The sequence below is a fragment of the Mesorhizobium sp. B2-2-4 genome (genome assembly GCF_006442375.1).
Classification (GTDB): Bacteria; Pseudomonadota; Alphaproteobacteria; order Rhizobiales; family Rhizobiaceae; genus Mesorhizobium.
Genome location: NZ_VFWB01000003.1, coordinates 412,619 through 432,190 on the forward strand (window position 1 = coordinate 412,619; position 19,572 = coordinate 432,190).

18 protein-coding genes are annotated in these 19,572 nt (G+C 64.3%); 10 read left to right on the top strand and 8 right to left on the bottom strand.

The window, feature by feature from the left end; all coding sequences use genetic code 11:
• Positions 1–342: 342 nt before the first annotated feature.
• Both FJ959_RS10360 and FJ959_RS10365 read left to right on the top strand, forming a co-directional pair.
• Positions 343–1,221, top strand: a complete 879-nt coding sequence (locus tag FJ959_RS10360; RefSeq protein WP_140497071.1) for a phosphotransferase family protein — start codon at positions 343–345, stop codon at positions 1,219–1,221.
• 4 nt (positions 1,222–1,225) lie between these two features.
• Complete coding sequence (locus FJ959_RS10365) at positions 1,226–3,679, top strand: FAD-dependent oxidoreductase (RefSeq protein ID WP_140630037.1); 2,454 nt, start codon at positions 1,226–1,228, stop codon at positions 3,677–3,679.
• On the opposite strand, the gene FJ959_RS10370 is transcribed toward FJ959_RS10365, so the two are convergent.
• Positions 3,680–4,312, bottom strand: a complete 633-nt coding sequence (locus FJ959_RS10370) for a class I SAM-dependent methyltransferase (RefSeq protein WP_181165288.1) — start codon at positions 4,310–4,312, stop codon at positions 3,680–3,682.
• Between the two features lie 104 nt (positions 4,313–4,416).
• On the opposite strand from FJ959_RS10370, the gene FJ959_RS10375 reads away from it, so the two are divergent.
• Positions 4,417–5,319: a phosphotransferase family protein gene (locus FJ959_RS10375; protein WP_140630040.1), complete on the top strand. Its 903-nt coding sequence runs from the start codon at positions 4,417–4,419 to the stop codon at positions 5,317–5,319.
• On the opposite strand, the gene FJ959_RS10380 is transcribed toward FJ959_RS10375, so the two are convergent.
• The 3 genes from FJ959_RS10380 to ilvD form a co-directional block, all read right to left on the bottom strand.
• Complete coding sequence (locus tag FJ959_RS10380; RefSeq protein ID WP_140497079.1) at positions 5,316–6,239, bottom strand: DMT family transporter; 924 nt, start codon at positions 6,237–6,239, stop codon at positions 5,316–5,318. The genes FJ959_RS10375 and FJ959_RS10380 overlap by 4 nt on opposite strands.
• Before the next feature lie 207 nt (positions 6,240–6,446).
• On the bottom strand, positions 6,447–7,727 hold the full coding sequence (locus FJ959_RS10385; protein WP_140630043.1) for an amidohydrolase family protein: 1,281 nt from the start codon (positions 7,725–7,727) through the stop codon (positions 6,447–6,449).
• 272 nt (positions 7,728–7,999) lie between these two features.
• A complete protein-coding gene (gene ilvD / locus FJ959_RS10395; protein WP_140523649.1) occupies positions 8,000–9,844 on the bottom strand; it encodes a dihydroxy-acid dehydratase in 1,845 nt (614 codons plus the stop codon).
• A gap of 270 nt (positions 9,845–10,114) precedes the next feature.
• Between ilvD and FJ959_RS10400 the strand changes: the two genes are divergently transcribed.
• Positions 10,115–10,582 (top strand): VOC family protein, encoded by a 468-nt coding sequence (locus FJ959_RS10400; RefSeq protein ID WP_140497085.1) that lies wholly within the window; start codon positions 10,115–10,117, stop codon positions 10,580–10,582.
• A 178-nt stretch (positions 10,583–10,760) separates the two neighbouring features.
• On the opposite strand, the gene FJ959_RS10405 is transcribed toward FJ959_RS10400, so the two are convergent.
• Complete coding sequence (locus FJ959_RS10405) at positions 10,761–12,353, bottom strand: peptide chain release factor 3 (RefSeq protein WP_140630045.1); 1,593 nt, start codon at positions 12,351–12,353, stop codon at positions 10,761–10,763.
• Positions 12,354–12,493: 140 nt separating this feature from the next.
• Here FJ959_RS10405 and FJ959_RS10410 point away from each other — a divergent pair, with 140 nt between their 5' ends.
• Entirely contained in the window at positions 12,494–13,561 is a 1,068-nt protein-coding gene (locus FJ959_RS10410; RefSeq protein WP_140630048.1) for an FAD-binding oxidoreductase, read from the top strand.
• A gap of 42 nt (positions 13,562–13,603) precedes the next feature.
• Here the strand turns inward: FJ959_RS10410 and FJ959_RS10415 are convergent, their stop codons facing one another.
• Both FJ959_RS10415 and FJ959_RS10420 read right to left on the bottom strand, forming a co-directional pair.
• Positions 13,604–14,398 carry a class II glutamine amidotransferase gene (locus tag FJ959_RS10415; protein ID WP_140580523.1) on the bottom strand — a complete coding sequence of 265 codons (795 nt, stop codon included), beginning with the start codon at positions 14,396–14,398 and terminating at the stop codon, positions 13,604–13,606.
• A gap of 14 nt (positions 14,399–14,412) precedes the next feature.
• Positions 14,413–14,661: a DUF6356 family protein gene (locus FJ959_RS10420; protein WP_140512988.1), complete on the bottom strand. Its 249-nt coding sequence runs from the start codon at positions 14,659–14,661 to the stop codon at positions 14,413–14,415.
• A 115-nt stretch (positions 14,662–14,776) separates the two neighbouring features.
• On the opposite strand from FJ959_RS10420, the gene FJ959_RS10425 reads away from it, so the two are divergent.
• The 5 genes from FJ959_RS10425 to FJ959_RS10445 all read left to right on the top strand — a co-directional run bounded on the left by FJ959_RS10425 (position 14,777) and on the right by FJ959_RS10445 (position 18,455).
• Complete coding sequence (locus FJ959_RS10425) at positions 14,777–15,247, top strand: Lrp/AsnC family transcriptional regulator (protein WP_140497095.1); 471 nt, start codon at positions 14,777–14,779, stop codon at positions 15,245–15,247.
• 97 nt (positions 15,248–15,344) lie between these two features.
• A complete protein-coding gene (dut, locus tag FJ959_RS10430) occupies positions 15,345–15,830 on the top strand; it encodes a dUTP diphosphatase (RefSeq protein WP_140559736.1) in 486 nt (161 codons plus the stop codon).
• The gene (locus FJ959_RS10435; protein ID WP_181167621.1) at positions 15,830–16,489 is read left to right on the top strand and encodes an HAD family phosphatase; all 660 of its coding nucleotides are present in this window, start codon (positions 15,830–15,832) and stop codon (positions 16,487–16,489) included. The genes dut and FJ959_RS10435 overlap by 1 nt, the downstream gene beginning before the upstream one ends.
• A 153-nt stretch (positions 16,490–16,642) precedes the next feature.
• A complete protein-coding gene (locus FJ959_RS10440; RefSeq protein WP_140523629.1) occupies positions 16,643–17,443 on the top strand; it encodes an oxaloacetate decarboxylase in 801 nt (266 codons plus the stop codon).
• A gap of 13 nt (positions 17,444–17,456) precedes the next feature.
• Positions 17,457–18,455, top strand: coding sequence for a proline racemase family protein (locus tag FJ959_RS10445; protein WP_140630050.1), 999 nt, complete (start codon positions 17,457–17,459; stop codon positions 18,453–18,455).
• 11 nt (positions 18,456–18,466) lie between these two features.
• On the opposite strand, the gene FJ959_RS10450 is transcribed toward FJ959_RS10445, so the two are convergent.
• The gene (locus tag FJ959_RS10450; RefSeq protein ID WP_140497105.1) at positions 18,467–19,180 is read right to left on the bottom strand and encodes a sulfate transporter family protein; all 714 of its coding nucleotides are present in this window, start codon (positions 19,178–19,180) and stop codon (positions 18,467–18,469) included.
• Between the last annotated feature and the right edge of the window lie 392 nt (positions 19,181–19,572).

Here is a 19,572-nt window from a genome sequence, read left to right on the forward strand (position 1 = left end):
AAGCCACAGAATCTCGTTGACAACGTGGCTTACCCGGCGTGACACTGATGCCGTGTCAGGCTCGCACTGCCACGGAAAAGCGATAGCGGAGCCTGATCCGAATTTGTGTGCCCCAAGGTCTGGAAACTGCCTGACGCGAGGGCGACTGGAAGAATTTTCTCATCCGCGGGGGCGGATGCCGGCCTCGAAGAGCCCGGCACGTGGGGCTCGTCGGTGCGGCGCGGGATACCGATCCCGAATGCCGCGCCGGCGAGGTCTTTGCCAGAACGAGCGTCCGGACAAACGGCGGGTCGCCACGGTGGTGCCGCCCCGTCGGCGCCTTGCCGGACGAAGGGCGAATTCATGACGGCCGAGGACCGCATCCGCGCCCTGCCTTGCTGGACAGGCAGCGTCGAGATCGAGCCGCTGCCCGGCGGGCTGAGCAATGCCAATTATCGGGTTAAGGACGCGGCCGGGAGGCATGTCGTGCGTTTCGGCAGGGACTATCCCTTCCACCACGTCTTTCGCGAGCGTGAGGTGATGACCGCACGCGCCGCGCATGCCGCCGGTTTCGCGCCGGCGGTCCGCCATGCCGAACCCGGCATTCTCGTGACGGAGTATCTCGGCGCCAAGACCTGTCTGGCTGAGGACGTGCGCGCCAATCTCGGCCGTGTCGCCGCCCTGATGCGCGGCTTCCACCGTGAGATGCCCAACCACGTCTCCGGTGCCGGCTTCATGTTCTGGGTGTTCCACGTCATCCGCGACTATGCGCGCACGCTGGAGGACGCCGGCAGCCGCAAGGCGAGCGACCTGCCGCGTCTGCTGATGCTGGCCGACGAGCTCGAACGCGCCCAGAAACTGCTGCCGATCGTGTTCGGCCACAATGATCTTTTGCCGGCGAATATTCTCGACGACGGCAGCAGGCTATGGCTGATCGACTTCGAATATGCCGGCTTCAATACCGCGATGTTCGACCTTGCCGGCGTCGCCTCGAACGCCGGCATGAGCGACGAGGAATCCTTCGCCTTCCTGACCGCTTATTTCATGAAGGAGCCGGACGAGGCGATCCGCCGCTCGCATGCGGCCATGCAATGCGCCTCGCTGCTGCGCGAGGCGATGTGGAGCATGGTTTCGGAACTCTACCTCGACGTGCCCGGCATCGACTACGTCGCCTACACGGAAGAGAACCTGACGCGGCTCGATGCCGCGCTGGAAAACTACCGGACAAAATACGGGACCTGAATTCATGACCTTGCCAACCCAGGCAGCGATCGTCGTCATCGGCGGCGGCATTATCGGCTGCTCGACGGCCTACCATCTGGCCCGCGACCACAAGGCAGATGTGGTGCTGCTCGAACAGGGCAAGCTGACCTCGGGCTCGACCTGGCACGCCGCCGGCCTGGTCGGGCAGCTGCGCTCGTCGGCCTCGATCACCCGCGTGCTCAAATATTCGGTCAACCTCTACAAGGGCCTGGAGGCCGAGACCGGCCTTGCCACCGGCTGGAAGATGAGCGGGTGCCTGCGCCTTGCCACCAATGCCGACCGCTGGACCGAGTACGAGAGGCTGGCGACGACAGCGAAGAGCTTTGGCATGGACATGGAGTTGCTGTCGCCGGCAGAGGTCAAGAACATGTGGCCGCTGATGGAAACCGGCGATCTCGTCGGCGCTTCCTGGCTGCCGACCGACGGTCAGGCGAGCCCATCCGACGTCACCCAGTCGCTGGCCAAGGGCGCGCGCATGCATGGCGCAAGGCTTTACGAGGAAGTGCGCGTCACCGGCTTCGAGATCAAAGGCGGCCGCATCATTGCGGTGAAGACCAACATGGGCGACATCGCCTGCGACAAGGTGGTGAACTGCGCAGGACAATGGGCACGGCAGGTTGGCGCCATGGCCGGCATCAACGTGCCGCTGCAGCCGGTGAAGCACCAGTTTATCGTCACCGAGAAGATCGACGGGCTGGCGACCGATGTCCCGACCATCCGCGACCCGGACCGGCGCACCTATTTCAAGGAAGAGGTCGGCGGGCTGGTGATGGGCGGCTATGAGCCAAACCCGCAGGCCTGGACGACAGATCTCCCCGGAGGCGACGTGCCCAATGACTGGGAGTTCCGGCTGTTCGACGACGACTATGATCATTTCGAACAGCATATGAGCCAGGCGATCGCGCGCGTGCCGGCGCTGGAAACCGTCGGCGTCAAGCAGATGATCAACGGGGCCGAGAGTTTCACGCCGGACGGCAATTTCATCCTCGGCGTGGCGCCCGAATGCGCCAACATGTTCGTCGGCGCCGGCTTCAACGCCTTCGGCATCGCTTCGGGCGGCGGCGCCGGCTGGGTGCTGGCGCAATGGGTGGTCGATGGCGAGGCGCCGTTCGATCTGTGGGTCGTCGACATCAGGCGCTTTTCCAGCCTGCACCGCGACCGGCATTGGGTCCGCGAGCGCACGCTGGAAGCCTATGGCAAGCACTACACGATCGGCTTTCCACATGAGGAGTATCTCTCCGGCAGGCCGCGCATCGTTTCGCCGCTGTACAACAGGCTGAAACAGCATCGCGCCGTGTTCGGTTCGAAGCTCGGCTGGGAGCGGCCGAACTGGTTCGCCCCCGAAGGCGTCGAGCCGCGTGACGTCTATTCCATGGGCCGGCAGAATTGGTTTTCAGCCGTCGGCGACGAACATCGCCATGTGCGCGAGAAGGTCGGCATCTTCGACCAGTCGTCCTTCGCCAAATACGAGCTGACCGGGCCCGACGCGCCGAAGGCGCTGGACTGGATTTGCGCCAATGACGTCAACAAGCCGGCCGGCCGGCTGACCTATACGCAGCTTCTCAACACGCGCGGCGGCATAGAGGCCGATCTCACCGTGTCGCGGTTCGGCGAGGACAGGTTCTATATCGTTACCGGCACGGGCTTCCGCACCCATGACCTGTCCTGGATCAGCGACCATGTCGAAAAGGAGCTCGACATCACGCTCACCGACGTCACCGAGGATTTCGGCACGCTGTCGCTGATGGGACCGCGCGCCCGCGAAGTGCTGGCCGGCGTGACCGATGCCGACGTTTCCAACAGCGGTTTCCCATTCGGCCATGCCCGCGAGATTGTCGTTGCCGGCCACACCGTGCGGGCGTTGCGCGTCACCTATGTCGGGGAACTCGGCTGGGAGCTGCACGTGCCGATCTCCGCAACCGGCGAGATCTTCGACGCGTTGATGTCGGCAGGCAAGCAACATGATATCCGCCCGGTCGGCTACCGGGCCCTGGAATCGCTGCGACTGGAAAAGGGCTATCGCGCCTGGGGCTCCGATATCACCCCCAACGACACGCCGCTGGAAGCCGGCCTCGGCTGGGCGGTGAAGCTTCGCAAGAACACGGATTTCGTAGGGCGGCGCGCCTTGGAGAAAATCACTGGCGGGCCATTGAAGAAGCGTTTCGCCGGCTTCACGGTCGACGATCAGGACATCGTGCTCGTCGGGCGCGAGACGATCCTGCGCAATGGCGAGCCGGTCGGCTATCTCAGCAACGGCGGCTATGGCTACACCGTGGAGAAGAACATCGGCTACGGCTATGTGCGCAATGCCGACGGCGTGAGCGACGATTTTCTCGCCTCGGGCCGCTATGAGCTGGTCGTGGCGATGCAGCGCACGCCGGCAAAGATCCATCTCGAGCCGATGTATGATCCGGCCGGGAACAGGATCAAAGCCTGATCAGTTCACACGCAAGGCGAGGCAGCGGCTGGGCACCGTGTCGGCCTCGCCCGGCATCGAGACGTACGGGCGCGTTTCCTCGATGCGGGTGACCAGCCCCTGCGCCTCCAGCTCCGCGACCCTCGCGTTAAAGCCCAGATCCCAGATCGTGTTCTTGACCGTCAGCACGATCACGCCGCCCGGCCGGCAGATGCGGATCAGTTCGTCCAGCCCTTCGGCACCGACATGGCCCGAGGTAAAGACGCCGGCCGAGATCACCCCGGCATAGGCATTGTCGGCAAAGGGCAGCGGCCCGCCAAGCGCCAGGCAATGCAGGGCCGAATAGACGCCCTTGCGCTCTGCCTGATCCAGCATGCCTTGCGAGATGTCGAGCGCCTCGACCTCGGGATAGCCGGCAATGTCGAGCCATTCGCCGATGAGCCCGGTGCCGGCCCCGGCATCGAGCAGCGGTGCCGAGCCACGCGGCAGATGCCTTGCCAGCAAGGCCAGGCAGATGGTGGGATGGCGATAGCCGGCGGCCGACATGTCGCTGTCGTAGGTCTGCGACCAACGGTCATAGAGCGCCGCCACGTCTTCCGGGCGCTTGGCCGCGTAGGCAGCGCCAAGCGCGCCCTTATGCTTGCTGTCGGTCACTTTCGTCCTGTCCGCCATGCCCTAAATTGGTCTCGCACGGATGATAGCCAAAGCACGAATTTTGTGGAACCGTCTCTGCGACAAATAACAGCGGGGGAGCGGGCATGACAATGGACGAGGCACGGACAAAACTTGCCGCCATTCCCATGCTGGCCGGCTATAACGGGACGCTGGAGCGGCTTGGCGGCCTCACCAACCTGGTTTTCAAGGCCGGGGACTTCTGCCTGCGCATTCCAGGCAAAGGCACCGAGGAATATATCAACCGCGCCAATGAGGCGGTGGCGGCGCGCGAGGCGGCTAAGGCAGGCGTCAGCCCCGAGGTGCTGCATGTCGATCCGGGCACCGGCGTGATGGTGACGCGCTTCATCGCCGGCGCCGTAACCATGTCGCCGGAAAAATTCAGGGTTCGGCCGGGCAGCCCGGCGCGTGCGGGAGAGGCCTTCCGCAAGCTGCATTCGTCCGGTGCGGTGTTTCCGTTCCGTTTCGAACTGTTCGCGATGATCGATGACTATCTGAAGGTGCTGTCGACCAAGGAGGTCGCCCTGCCCGCCGGCTATCACGACGTGGTGCGCGAGGCCGGTGGCGTGCGCGCGGCGCTGTCGGCCCACCCGCTGCCCGTCGTCGCCTGTCATTGCGACCCGCTGTGCGAGAATTTTATCGATGCGGGTGACAGGATGTGGATCGTCGACTGGGAATATTCAGGAATGAACGATCCGCTCTGGGATCTTGGCGACCTCTCCGTCGAAGGCAAGTTCGATGCCGCGCAGGACGAGGAGATGATCCGCGCTTATTTCGGGGGCGAGGCGAAACCGGCGGAGCGAGGGCGCATCGTCATCTACAAGGCGATGTGCGACCTGTTGTGGACGCTGTGGGGACTGATCCAGCTGGCCAACGACAATCCCGTCGACGATTTTCGGGCCTATGCCGACGGCCGCTTCGCGCGCTGCAAGGCGCTGATGGAGACGGCGGAATTTTCACGGCACCTGGCGGCGATCCGCGAGGGCTAATTCACACCCTTCGGCACGTTTTCAGGCGGCACCGTCGTGTCGACCACCTTCTGGCGATGGAAGATGAACAAGCCGGCCAGCACGACGATGACCGAGCCGATGAGGATGCGCGGGCCGGGAACGTCGCCGAAGAACGCCAGCCCGAACACCACCGCCCATAGAAGCAGCGTGTAGTGCAGCGGCGCCAGCGTCGAGGCCGGGGCCAGCTTGAGCGCCCGGGTGATCATCAGATGGGCACCGCAGGAGACGATGCCGAGCAGCAGCATGGCGCCGAAATCGAGCGCCGACGGCGTGTGCCAGGCGCCGATGGTCAGGGCGCCGCCGACCAGCAGCGTGCCGATGGTCTGCCATGTCACCAGATTGGTGTCGCTGGTGCCGCGCAAACGCCGGTTGAGGATGATGGCGAAAGCGAAGGCAATGCTGCCCGCCAGCGCGAAGCCCGACGACAGCGAGAAAGCCGCCGAGGAGGGCTTGAGCATGATCAGCACGCCGCAGAAGCCGAGCAGGATCGCCATCCAGCGGCGCCAGCCGACCTTCTCGCCAAGCAGGAGATGCGAGAGTGCCGCCACATAGATCGGCCCGGCCATATAGAAGCTCATCACATCCGCAAGCGGCAGATAGACGACGGCGGCATAGAAGAGTCCGGTATCGAGCGTGGTCATGATGACGCGCAGGACCTGCAATTCGGGCCTTTCCATGCGGAACAGCTTGGCGGCGCCCTGGTGGGCGATCATCGGACCGAGCACGAAAAACGCGCCGATCGACCTGATCAGAACCACCTGGCCGACGGAAAAGCTGGCGACCAGCCATTTGCCCATGGCGTCGTTGAGCGCAAACAGGAAGTCGCCGGCCAGCATCAGCAGAATGCCGGCCAGAAGCACGTTCCTGATTGTGGTATTCTGCGCCACGGGTTGCGTCATGCCGATCCCGATTCCTTGCCTGTCTAGAGCGGTTCACCGTTTACGAAAACGGCGAACCGCTCTATCTCTTTATTTCGCGCAATTCCGGACGGAAAACCGTACACACTTTTCCTGGAATTGCTCCAGGCCGCGTCGTAGACGGAAGCGGCCGTTTTGACGAGGAGAAATCCGGGAATCGGCAAGGCCAGCGCCGGAAATCGGCTGGGTCTAGGACGATACGTGCCGCCGGTTCACCAATGCCGGCCTGCCGGGGATGGCAAGCCTGGTGTCCTGCCTGGTTCGTTCCGCCACCACTTTGCCCCTGGCGATGACGCAAATGCGTTCGGGGCGCAGGCGAATGGCCTCGACCGGATTGCCGGCGTCGAGAACGACCAGGCTGGCGCGCTTGCCGACGGCGAGGCCCAGATGATCGAGCCCCATGATGGCGGCATTGACGTTGGTGACCATGTCGAAACAGCGCGCCATGTCGGCCGGGCTCGACATCTGGGCGACGTGAAGCCCCATGAAGGCGACGTCGAGCATGTCGGCGGTGCCCAGCGAATACCAGGGATCGAGCACGCAATCCTGGCCCCAGCCGACGCGGATGCCCAGCGCCAGCATCTCCTTGACCCGGGTCATGCCGCGGCGCTTGGGAAACGTGTCGTGGCGCCCCTGCAGCATGATGTTGATCAAAGGATTGGGGATGACGGAGACGCCCGCCTCGGCGATCAGCGGCAGGAGTTTCGAGACGTAGTAATTGTCCATCGAATGCATCGAGGTGAGATGCGAGCCGGCCACCTTGCCCTGAAGGCCGAGACGCTGCGTCTCATAGGCCAGTTGCTCGATGTGGCGCGACAGCGGGTCGTCGGTCTCGTCGCAATGCAGGTCCACCATCAGGCCGCGTTTTGCCGCGATCTCGCAAAGCTCGGTCACCGAGCGCGTGCCCTCGGCCATGGTGCGCTCGAAATGAGGAATGCCGCCGACGACATCGACGCCCAGATCCAGCGCGCGGATGGTGTTTTCCCGTGCACCGGGCGAGCGGTAGAGCCCATCCTGTGGAAAGGCGACCAATTGCAGGTCGATATAGGGCGCCACCGTCTTCTTGACGTCGAGCAGGGCTTCGACCGCCAGCAGCCTGTCGTCACAGACATCGACATGGGTGCGGATGGCGAGCAATCCCATCGACACCGCCCAGTCGCAATAGGCGAGCGCGCGATCGCGCACCGCCTCATGCGTCAGGAGCGGCTTCAGTTCGCCCCACAGAGCAATGCCTTCGAGCAGCGTGCCCGAGGCGTTTATCCGCGGAATGCCGTAGGAGAGCGTCGCATCCATATGGAAGTGCGGGTCGACGAACGGCGCAGAGACCAGATTGCCCCGCGCGTCGATCGTCGTGCCGGCGTTGCCATCGAGCTTCGGCTCGATCGTCGCGATCGTCTCGCCGACGATGCCGATGTCGGCAACCCTGCCGTCAGGCAATGTGCCGCCGCGAACGATAAGGTCGAAATCCATCTGTGTCGTCCCCGAAGAATCAGCACCTGTCGGCTGCCGCCGTGATCGCGGCGGGCGAAAAATCTTGCCACGTGGCGCCGCCCCTCATCCGCCTGCCGGCACCTTCTCCCCGTCTAGAGACGGGGAGAAGGGAGATGCTGCGACCTCGCCGCCATTTTTGCAACGTCTACAATTGGCGAAATCTTTGGTTATAGCCCTTTCTCCCCGTCACTTACGGGGAGAAATGTCCGGCAGGACAATGAGGGGCAGCACGAACCTGGCCGATTCGAGCGCTACTCCGGAACGTGCCTCACCGCACCCTTGTCGGCGCTGGTGGCGAAGGCGGCGTAGGCGCGCAACGCGGTCGTCACCTTGCGCTTGCGTTTTTCTTCGGGCTTCCAGGCCAGGGCGCCCTTGGCCGCCATCGCCGCCCGGCGGCTGGCGAGCTCCTCATCGCTCACGGCGAGGCGGATCGAGCGGTTGGGGATGTCGATCTCAATCGTGTCGCCTTCCCGCACCAGCCCGATCGTGCCGCCTTCGGCGGCTTCGGGCGAGACATGGCCGATCGACAGGCCCGACGTGCCGCCGGAGAAGCGCCCGTCGGTGATCAGCGCGCAAGCTTTGCCCAAGCTTTTCGATTTCAAATAGCTGGTCGGATAGAGCATTTCCTGCATGCCGGGGCCGCCGCGCGGTCCTTCATAGCGGATGACGACGACGTCGCCGGCCTTGATCTCATTCGAGAGAATCGCCTTGACCGAGGCATCCTGGCTTTCGAACACCCGCGCCGGGCCGGTGAATTTCAGGATCGACTCGTCGACGCCGGCCGTCTTCACGATACAGCCGTCGAGCGCCAGGTTGCCCTTGAGCACGGCAAGGCCGCCGTCTTTGGAAAAAGGCGTCTTCGCCGAGCGGATAACGCCCGTCTCGCGGTCCAGATCGAGCTCGTCCCAGCGACGATCCTGGCTGAAGGCGACCTGCGTCGGCACGCCGCCGGGCGCGGCGAGGAAGAAATCTCGCACGTTCTGGCTTGAGGTGCGCGAAATATCCCAATGATCGAGCGCCTCGCCGAGGCTTGATGTGTGCACGGTCGGCAGGTCGCGGTTGATCAGTCCGGCTTGGTCGAGCTGGCCGAGGATCGCCATGATGCCGCCGGCGCGGTGGACGTCCTCCATGTGCACGTCGGACTTGGCCGGCGCCACCTTGCACAGCACGGGCACCCGCCGCGACAGCCGGTCGATATCCTCCATGGTGAAGTCGACCTCACCCTCATGCGCCGCGGCCAGGATGTGCAGCACGGTGTTGGTCGAGCCACCCATCGCGATGTCGAGCGTCATGGCGTTCTCGAACGCGCCCTTTGAAGCGATGCTGCGCGGCAGCGCCGTCTCGTCGTCCTGCTCGTAATAGCGTTGGGCGAGATCGACGATCAAGTGTCCGGCCTCGACGAACAGCCGCTTGCGGTCGGCGTGCGTCGCCAGTGTCGAACCGTTGCCCGGCAGCGACAGGCCGAGCGCTTCGGTCAGGCAGTTCATCGAATTGGCGGTGAACATGCCCGAGCAGGAACCGCAGGTCGGGCAGGCGGAGCGCTCGATGACCTTGACGTCCTCGTCGGAGATCTTGTCGTCGGCGGCGGCGACCATGGCGTCGACCAAGTCGAGCGCCTGCGCCTTTCCGGCGAGCACCACCTTGCCCGCTTCCATCGGCCCGCCGGAGACGAAGACGGTCGGGATGTTGAGGCGCAGCGAGGCCATCAGCATGCCGGGCGTGATCTTGTCGCAATTGGAGATACAGACCATGGCGTCGGCGCAGTGGGCGTTGACCATGTACTCGACGGAATCGGCGATCAGCTCGCGCGACGGCAGCGAATAGAGCATGCCGTCATGGCCCATGGCGATGCCGTCATCGACGGCGATGGTGTTGAATTCCTTGGCGACGCCGCCGGCCTTCTCGATCTCGCGCGCGACCAGCTGGCCGAGATCCTTCAGGTGGACGTGGCCCGGCACGAACTGGGTAAAGGAGTTGACCACGGCGATGATCGGCTTGCCGAAATCGCTGTCCTTCATGCCGGTGGCGCGCCAGAGGCCGCGGGCGCCGGCCATGTTGCGGCCATGGGTGGTGGTGCGGGAGCGATAGGCAGGCATGAACTTTCCTTAGCTGGCTGGCTGCGCCCGATGCGGAGCGTCGCGTTCCTGAATATGGATCGCAGGCGTTATAGACCGGCAATTATTGTCTGGCCACATTTTTGCAATGCGCCAGATTCTCCAGAAAAATTCAGAGTTTGCGAAAAAAGATGGCCTCCCGTGTCGGATCGCCTACCGGGCGCCCGTCCTTGGATCAACGGCAAGGGAGTGGGACCATTTTCTCAGACGGCCGTTCCATTGTAGCAGCAAGAAGCAACCGAGGAGCACGACATGCAAAAGATCACCACCTGCCTGTGGTTCGATGGACAGGCCGAAGAGGCGATGAACCACTATGTCTCCATCTTCAAGAATTCGAAGGTGCTGAGCGTCATGCGTTGGCCCAAGGGCCACGCCGATGAAGGCAAAGTGCTGCTGACCACGTTCGAGCTCGACGGCGTGCCGTTCCAGGCGCTCAACGGCGGACCGCAATTCAAGTTCAACGAGGCGATGTCGCAGTCGATCGACTGCAAGACGCAGGAAGAAGTCGACTATTTCTGGGAGAGGCTCACCGAGGGCGGCGAGCCCGGCCCGTGCAGCTGGCTGAAGGACAAGTTCGGCGTCTCCTGGCAGGTGGTGCCGGAACAGCTGCCGCGCCTGCTCCAGGATCCGGACCGGGAAAAGGCCGGCCGGGTGATGAGTGCGATGATGAAGATGGGCAAGATCGACATCGCCAAGATCGAAGAGGCGGCGAAGGGGTGAGAAGTGGTCCGCGTAAGCGGACGGAAAGCCAATTGATTGGCTTTTCCGAGCTTCGAACGCCCTGAGCCTGCGAAGGGCAGGGCTGTCCATTGATTTTTGAGGCCGGCGCTGCCCCTCATCCGTCGCCTTCAGCGACACCTTCTCCCACAACAAGGGGAGAAGGAAAAAGGCAGCGCCGCTACGCCGCCTTGTCGCGGACCTGGTAGTCCTTGATCGTGGCGAAGCGGATCGCCTTCCAGCGCTCGGCCTCGTAATTCAGCGAGAAGGCGTGCTGGGCGAGGAACACCGGGTCGTTGTCGAGATCGCGGGCAATGTCGCCGCGATGGGCTTCGATGAAGCGCTGCACTTCCGTCTTGTCGTCAGCCGATATCCAGCGGCAGACCGAAAAACGCGACATCTCGAATTCGACCGGCAGCGTGTATTCGAAGTTCAGCCGCTCCTTCAGCACGTCGAGCTGCAGCGCACCGACGACGCCGACGATGGCCGGCGAGCCGTCCTCGGGCGAAAACAGCTGCACGACGCCCTCCTCCGCCATCTGGTGCAGCGCCTCCTTCAGCTTCTTGGCCTTCATCGCATCACCGAGGCGCACACGACGCAGGATTTCCGGGGCGAAGTTCGGCACGCCGCGGAACAGGATTTCCTCGCCCTCGGTCAGCGTGTCGCCGATGCGCAGCGTGCCGTGGTTGGGGATGCCGACGACGTCGCCGGCAAAGGCCTCGTCGGCGGTGACGCGGGTGCGGGCGAAGAAGAATTGCGGCGCAGACAGGCTCATCGGCTTGCCGGTGCGCACCAGCTTGGCCTTCATGCCGCGCTCGAGCTTGCCCGAGCAGACGCGCACGAAGGCGATGCGGTCGCGGTGGTTGGGATCCATGTTGGCCTGGATCTTGAAAACGAAGGAGGTCATCTTGTCCTCGGTCGCCTCCACCATCCGGGTGTCGGCATCCTGCGCGCGCGGCGGCGGCCCGAAAGCGCCGAGCGCCTCGATCAGGTCGCGCACGCCGTAATTGCGCAGCGCCGAGCCGAAATAGACCGGCGTCAGATGGCCCTCGCGAAAGGCGTCGATGTCGAGCGGACGGCAGGCTTCGCGCGCGAGTTCCAGCTCCTCGATGAAGGCCTCGCGCTCGTTTTCCGGCAACAGGCCGGCGACGCGGTTGGAATCGGGACCGTTGACCGGAGTGCGTTCCTTCTCGTCATCGCCCTTGCGCACGGCGTTCAGCGCCAGGTGGTAAGTGCCCGAAAACGTCCTGCCGCGGCCGATCGGCCAGGTGATGGGCGCGGTATCGAGCGCCAGCTTCTGCTCGATTTCGTCCAGTATCTCGAAGGGATCGCGGCTCTCGCGGTCCATCTTGTTGACGAAGGTGATGATCGGGATGTCGCGCAGCCGGCAGACCTCGAACAGCTTCAGCGTGCGCGGCTCGATGCCCTTGGCGGCGTCGATGATCATGACCGCTGAGTCGACCGCCGACAGCGTGCGGTAGGTGTCGTCGGCGAAATCCTCGTGGCCGGGCGTGTCGAGCAGATTGAAGACATTGTCCTCATACTCGAACGTCATCACCGAGGTGACGACCGAAATGCCGCGTTCGCGCTCGATCTTCATCCAGTCCGATCGGGTCTGGATGCGGTCCTTCTTGGCCTTGACCTCGCCGGCAAGCTGGATGGCGCCACCGAACAGCAGCAGCTTTTCGGTGAGCGTCGTCTTGCCGGCGTCCGGGTGGGCGATGATCGCGAAAGTACGGCGGCGCGATACCGCCTGTTCGATGTCTTCAGCCAATTTATGGAATCCTGTCTGTGGCGCGGGCTTCTAGCAGCGCTTTCCCGGCCTGTCGAACAGATTTGCCCGGATTGGTCCGCCGGCTCTTGAGATAGGGACGACGCGATGGCATCAGAAGACCTGTTCGATGGAGATCCTGCATGAGCAAGAAAGTGATCGTCATCGGCGCCGGCATCATCGGCGCCTCGATCGCCTGGCACCTGGCCAAGGCGGGCGCGCAGGTGACGGTCATTGCCGACAGCGCTGCCGGCGGCGTGGCGACGCCGAACTCGTTTGCCTGGATAAATGCCAGCTGGGGCAATCCGGAACCGTATTTCCGGCTGCGCATCCGCTCCATGGCGGAATGGTCGCGGCTGGCGCAGGACCTGCCCGGCCTTCCGCTCGCCTGGTGCGGCGGGCTGTGCTGGGACTTGCCGTCGGACAAATTGGAGGCCTATGCGGCGGAGCATTCGTCCTGGGGTTATGGCATCAGGCGGGTCGACCGCGCCGGCGCGGTCGGCATCGAGCCCAATCTCGCCGGGCTTCCCGACTTTGCCTTACATGTCGCCGAGGAGGGTGTCGCCGAGCCGGTCGCAGCGACGAACGCGCTGCTGGCCGACGCCGAACGGCGCGGTGCGCGCTTCGTCTCCAGCACGGTTACAGCGCTTGTTCAGACCGGGGGCAGGACGACGGGCGTGGACACCGCCCATGGCCTGCTCGCCGCCGACGAGGTGGTGATCGCGGCTGGCGTCGGCTCGCCAGAGATTGCCGCGACGGCCGGCATAAGGCTACCGATCGAAATGCCGCCCGGCCTGATCGTCCATTCGCGGCCTTACAAAAAATTGCTCAACGGGCTGGTGCTGACCGAGCGGCTGCACATGCGCCAGACGGCGCAAGGCCGCATCATCGCCGGATCAGATTTCGGCGGTGCCGATCCGGGGATGGATGCGGCGGCGACGGCGCGCGAGCTGTTTGCGGCGCTGCAGGCCATGCTGCGCGGCGGCGATGGCCTGGAGCTCGATTTCCATACGCTCGGTTACCGGCCGACGCCGATCGACGGCTTCCCGATCATCGGCCGCGCCGAGGGCATGGACGGCCTCTATATCGCGGTCACGCATTCCGGCATCACGCTGGCGCCGGCGGCCGGCTTGTTCGCCGCGCGCGAAATCCTCGACGGCGAGCGTGATCCATTGCTGGCGCCCTATGGGTTGGATCGATTCGCTCAATAGCTTGGTGGACGGCTCTCTACGGCAATTCGCGCCGCGAGGAGGCTACCCGGCCAACGCCAGCTTCGCGGGGGCCGGCGCAAACGGCTGAATATTCATGCCATCCCTGGTCATGGTGATGAAGCTCGATGGCGGAATCGCCTGCCAGTCGCCGCCTTCACGGTCGAAGGGTTCGGAGACGATGCAGCGGCCGCCGCCCTTGGAGGCGGTATAGAGGGTGGGCGCGTGGTCGTCCGTGGCGTAGCGGACCGCGTGGAGCGCCTGCCCGTCGGAAAGGGCGGCCGTCAGCTTCAGCGCCGGCTCGATGCCGGCACGCCGCGAAGCCTCCAGCACGCGGCTGGTGGCACGGGCGACGGCGCCTTGCGGATCGGCGGCCAACCCTTCGTCGATCATCAGGAGAAAAAACAGCTCGGAATCGGTGGTGCCCTCGCGCTGGTCGAAGACGGCGTCGGACAGCGAATTTTCCAGCGCGCGGCGGATCTTCTCGAAGCCGCCGATCTGGCCGTTGTGCATGAACGACCAAGGGCCCGAGATGAAGGGATGGCAATTCATGCGGCTGGTGGCGCCGCCGGTCGAGGCGCGCACATGGGCGAGAAACAATCCGGATTTGATCTGTCGGCACAAGCTCTTCAGATTGGGATCGGACCAGGCCGGCAGGATGTCGCGGTAGAGGCCGGGCTCGGGCCGGTCGCCATACCAGGCAAGGCCGAAACCATCGCCATTGGTCGGCGACTTGGCTTCCTCGGCGCAATGGCTCTGGGCGATCAGCGAGTGGCAGGGCGCCGTGAGGATGTTTTCGAGGAAGACCGCTTCACCGAGATAGGCCGCCCACCGGCACATCGCTTCGTCCGTTCCTAGGCGCGGTCCGGAAGGGCCTTGGGCTCCTTGACCGCGTGCGAACCTCTGTTGTGCGTCCGCTCGTAAAGTTCGCGGACGATTCGGCTGGCGGTAGTCTCGAACAGAAATGGCAAGAAAGCGTGAACGAGGGCGGCCCCGGCGGCCGTCAGCAGGCGCGAGGAAAACCAGGCGGCAAAGGCCATGTGACCGAAATAGGTTTCGCCGACCTTGGCCGGATGGGAGGTGAAAATCCGTGCGACCGACATGTTGCTTCCCCTTCAGCGCTTCAAGTTCTCGATAGGGGTATCCTGGCACGGTTCGTCGGTTCATCGGTCTCAAAATGTCCTTGTATTTTGCTTGTTCGTGGGACAAACATCCCACATGGCCATCGAAATCGACGAAATCGATCGGAAATTGCTCGCCGAATTGCAACGCGACGGCACGTTGTCTGTTGATCAGCTGTCGGAGCGGGTGGCGTTGTCGCGCAACGCCTGCTGGCGACGCGTCAAGCGGCTGGAGGAGGATGGCGTCATCACCGGCCGGGTGGCGTTGGTCGATGCCGAGAAGCTCGGGCTCGGCCTCTCCGTGTTCATCCTGGTTCGGACCTCAAATCATGATCCCGAGTGGTTGCAGAAATTCCGGGCGGCGGTGACCGGGTTTTCCGAGATCACGGGAGTCTACCGCATGTCCGGCGACCTCGACTATGTCTTGCGCGCCCGCGTCGCCGACGTGAAGGCCTATGACCGGCTCTACCAGCGGCTGATCGCCAAGGTGGCGCTGTCGGACGTTTCGGCGTCCTTCGTGATGGAGGAGATCAAGGAGACGACGGTGGTGCCGATGGAAGTGCGCTAAGGGTTGGCTCCGGCCATAGTGATGCCCGAAAGAAAGCCGTTGATAGGGTCGCGGGCGAATTGACCGAATCGGCAATCGCGCCGATAGGATCGATTTTATGCGCGCAGCCATCCAAAATTCCTCCGTCATCGGTCCGACCGTCGGCTTCGTAAGGTTACCGCATGCGGAAGGACTCCCCCTCCCTGCCTATGAAAGCCCCGGCGCCGCCGGCATGGACCTGCGCGCGGCGGTGCCCGACGATCGGCCGCTGCTGATCCTGCCGGGAAAACGTGCGCTGGTGCCGACCGGACTGATCCTGGAAATTCCTGAAGGCATGGAAGGCCAGGTGCGGCCGCGCTCCGGCCTTGCCTTCAAACACGGGCTGACCGTCCTCAACACGCCGGGCACGATCGACAGCGACTATCGCGGCGAGGTGAAGGTGCTGCTGGTCAATCTCGGCGACGAGGATTTTGCGGTGACGCGCGGCATGCGCATCGCCCAGATGGTGTTCGCCGCGGTGACGCAGGCGGGCGTCGAAGAGCGCGCCCTGGCCGGCGGCACGGCGCGCGGTTCGGGCGGGTTCGGCTCGACCGGCACGGCCTGATGAACATACCGAAACTTGTCATTTTCGACTGCGACGGGATTCTGGTCGATACCGAGAACCTGGCCAACCGGCGTCTCGCCGAATGGCTGAGCGAAGCCGGGTATCCCACCAGCTTTGAATATTGCCGCAAGAACTTCTCCGGCCGCAGCATGGTCTCAGTGCAGAAGCAGATCGAAGAAGAGACCAGCGTCAGGCTCGGCGCAGACTTCGTCGAGCGCTGGAATGCAGGGCTGCCGGACCTGTTCGCCCATGGGGTCGAGGCGATTCCCTATGTCCGGGAGTTCGTCGAGGCTGTCCGCGCGGCCGGCATCGCCTATTGCGTCGCCACCTCGGCCAGGGTGTCGAAAATGCACATCACGCTTGGCCAGACCGGCCTGCTGCCGCTGTTCGAACATGCGATGTTTTCCTCGACGATGGTCGCGCGCGGCAAGCCGTTTCCGGACCTCTTCCTGCATGCGGCCAAGACGATGGGCTTTGCGCCTGCCGACTGCATCGTCATCGAGGACAGCGTCGCCGGCACGCAGGCCGGCATCGCCGCCGGCATGCGGGTATTTTCCTATCATGGCGATCCCTACAGCGACCGTGACGGCTTGATGCGAGCCGGCGGCATCCTGTTCGACGACATGCGCACACTGGCCGGACTGGTGCCGATCCACTGATCGGCGCCGGTTTTGACGGCGTTGCAGGGACGCGCCGGACGAATTGTCAGCAGAGAACGCGAAACGCTTCTGAGCCAACTGCATTCGTTTGCCCGGGCAAGGCGGGCAAGCTAAAATCCCCGCCATCGCACTCAACACGATGGGGGAACTTCCATGGACAAGGGCAAGATCTTTCGCGACCTGCATGCCTCGACCTTCGTCATGCCCAACCCTTGGGACGTCGGCACGACGAAGCTGCTTGGATCCTTCGGTTTCAAGGCGCTGGCGACGACCAGCGCCGGTTTCGCCTTCTCGCGCGGCCTGCCGGACGGCGCGGTGACCTTCGACCAGATGATCCATCATTGCCGCGAGGTGACGGCGGCAACCGAGCTGCCGGTTTCGGCCGACCTCGAACGCGGCAAGGGCGACAGCGCCGAGCAGGCCGCCGAAACCATCTTCGCGGCTGAAGCCGCCGGCCTTGCCGGCTGCTCGATCGAGGACCACACCGGCGACCCGAACAAGCCGATCTATGATTTTTCGCACGCGGTGGAGCGCGTCGCGGCGGCGGCGGAAGCGGCCCGCGCGCTGAAACGCGATTTCGTCTTCACCGCGCGGGCGGAGAACTTCCTCTGGGGCAAGTCCGACCTCGACGACACGATCAAGCGGCTGCAGGCATTCGAGAAGGCGGGCGCCGACGTGCTCTACGCGCCGGGCATCGGCGACGTCGAGATGGTGCGCACAGTCTGCTCGGCCGTGAGCAAGCCGGTCAACGTCATGGCAAGGCCCGACTTCACCATTGCCGATCTGACCGCGGCCGGGGCAAAGCGCGTTTCGCTTGGGCCGTGGCTCACCAACTTCGCCTATGGCATGCTGGAAACGGCGGCGCGCGAGATCCAGCAGGACGGCACGTTCGGCTTCGCCCGCGCCGCCATGCCCTTCGGCAAGTTGCAGGCGCTGTTTGGCAAATCGGGATAAGCGGGCCGAACACATGACGCTGACCGTCGTCGACATGCACACCGGCGGCGAGCCGCTGAGGATCGTCACCGGGGGTTACCCCGATATCCCGAAGGGCACGATCCTGGAAAAGCGCGCCCATGTGCGCGACCATCTCGATCATCTCCGGAAAATCCTGATGTTCGAGCCGCGCGGCCATTACGACATGTACGGCGCGCTGCTGGTCGAGCCCGATTTGCCGGGCGCCGACCTTGCCGTGCTGTTCATGCACAATGAGGGCTATTCGACCATGTGCGGCCACGCCATCGTCGCGCTCGGCCGCTATGCCGTCGACGAAGGGCTGGTGACCAAGCGGGAACCGGTGACGATGGTCAACATCGAGGCGCCCTGCGGCATGGTGATTGCCTCGGTCGAGGTGCGCGACGGCAAGGCAGGTGCTGTGTCGTTCGAAAGCGTGCCGGCTTTCTTGTTCGCACGCGACCGCAAGATCGAGCTGCCCGGCTACGGCGCGATCGGCTTCGACATCGCCTATGGCGGCGCCTTCTATGCCCTGGCCGACTGTCACCAGTTCGGATTGGAATTCGGCCGCGATCGGGTGCGCGATTTCGTCGATGCGGCGACGGCGCTGTCCGAAAGGCTGAAGCAGGAATTCCACCTGTCGCACCCCGACCATGCCGACCTCGCCTTTCTCTACGGCACCATTTTGACGGACGGGCGGGATACGTTTTCGGGTGAGCCGACGAAAAACGTCTGCGTCTTCGCCGAGGCGCAGGTCGACCGGTCGCCGACCGGCTCCGGCGTCACCGCCCGGCTGGCGGCGATGCATGCCAAGGGCGAGATCGCAACAGGCCAGACACGCACTTTCGAGAGCATCGCCGGCTCGCGCTTTTCCGGCGCGGTGGCGCGGACGGCGAAAGCCGGACCGCATGAAGCGATCATCGCCCGCGTCGGCGGCCGCGCCTACTATTGCGGCCGGGCGGAATTCATCGTCGAGCCCGACGACGAACTGGGGCGCGGCTTTCTGCTGCGGTAGGGACTGGCGCATCAACGGGACGGCTTGCTCCCCCGATCGGGCCGGGCCGAGATCGCCTTGTGCAGATGCACCATCATGGCTGCGGCGAAGAGCGGCGTCGCCAGGTTGAGCACCGGCACGGCAAGGAAGGCCGCTATCACCAGGCCGGCGAGAAAGACCGTCCCGGCATGGTGCCGGCGCAAGGCCCTGGCCTCTTCTTCCGGACGGAAGCGCATAGCGGCGAATTCGAAGAACTCGCGCCCAAGCAGGTAGCCGTTGACGATGAAAAAGGCGGCGATGTTGATGCCCGGCACCAGCAGGAGCAGCAGGGCAACGATGTTGCCCAAAACGACGACGCCGAAGAACTTTATCGCCAACACCAGCGAGCGCAGCGCCGGCATGGCGCGGCCGGGCGGATCGCCGGGATAGTCGGTACGCTCCACCACTTCGGCGACATCGTCGAGGAACAGCCCGGCGACGACAGCCGTGACCGGCGCGACGAGCAGCGCCATGCCGAAGGCAAGCGCGATGGCCGCGATGATGCCGCCCAGCCAACCGGCCCAGGACGGCAGGCCGGGAAAGAGTGTGTGCAGCCATGGCAGCGCCAGCCACTCGACGAGGCTGGTCAGCCCGAACCACAGGCCGACCAGAGCAAGCACAGTCAGGCCTAACGTCTTGAGGAAGACGGCGCGCAATTCGGGCGAGAACAACTGGCCGGCGGCGGCGCGGGCGGCGCTGGAGATCACGGTGCTTCCTCGCTTCGACGGATTGCCCCTGGGAGGATAGGCAGCAGGTTCGCCGGTCACAAGCTCTATTGCCTGCCGTGGGTCAAGGCGGTCGTTTCAGGTTTCGAACTCTCCGCATCACCCCTCTTGCGAGCGCCGGCGCCGCCCCTCACTGTCCTGCCGGACATCTCTCCCCGTAGAACGGGGAGAGAGGAGCTGGCGGCAACCCCGGTGCCTCCATCGCAACGTGGTGATTGGCGAAATCAGTGATGACAGCGCCCTTCTCCCCGTCACTTACGGGGAGTTGGAGGAGCGGTCCGCGAAGCGGACGAAAAGCCAACTGCTTGGCTTTTCGAGTGACGAACGCCGGCAGGCGGATGAGGGGCGGCGCTACCTCGACAATCGGAGCCATT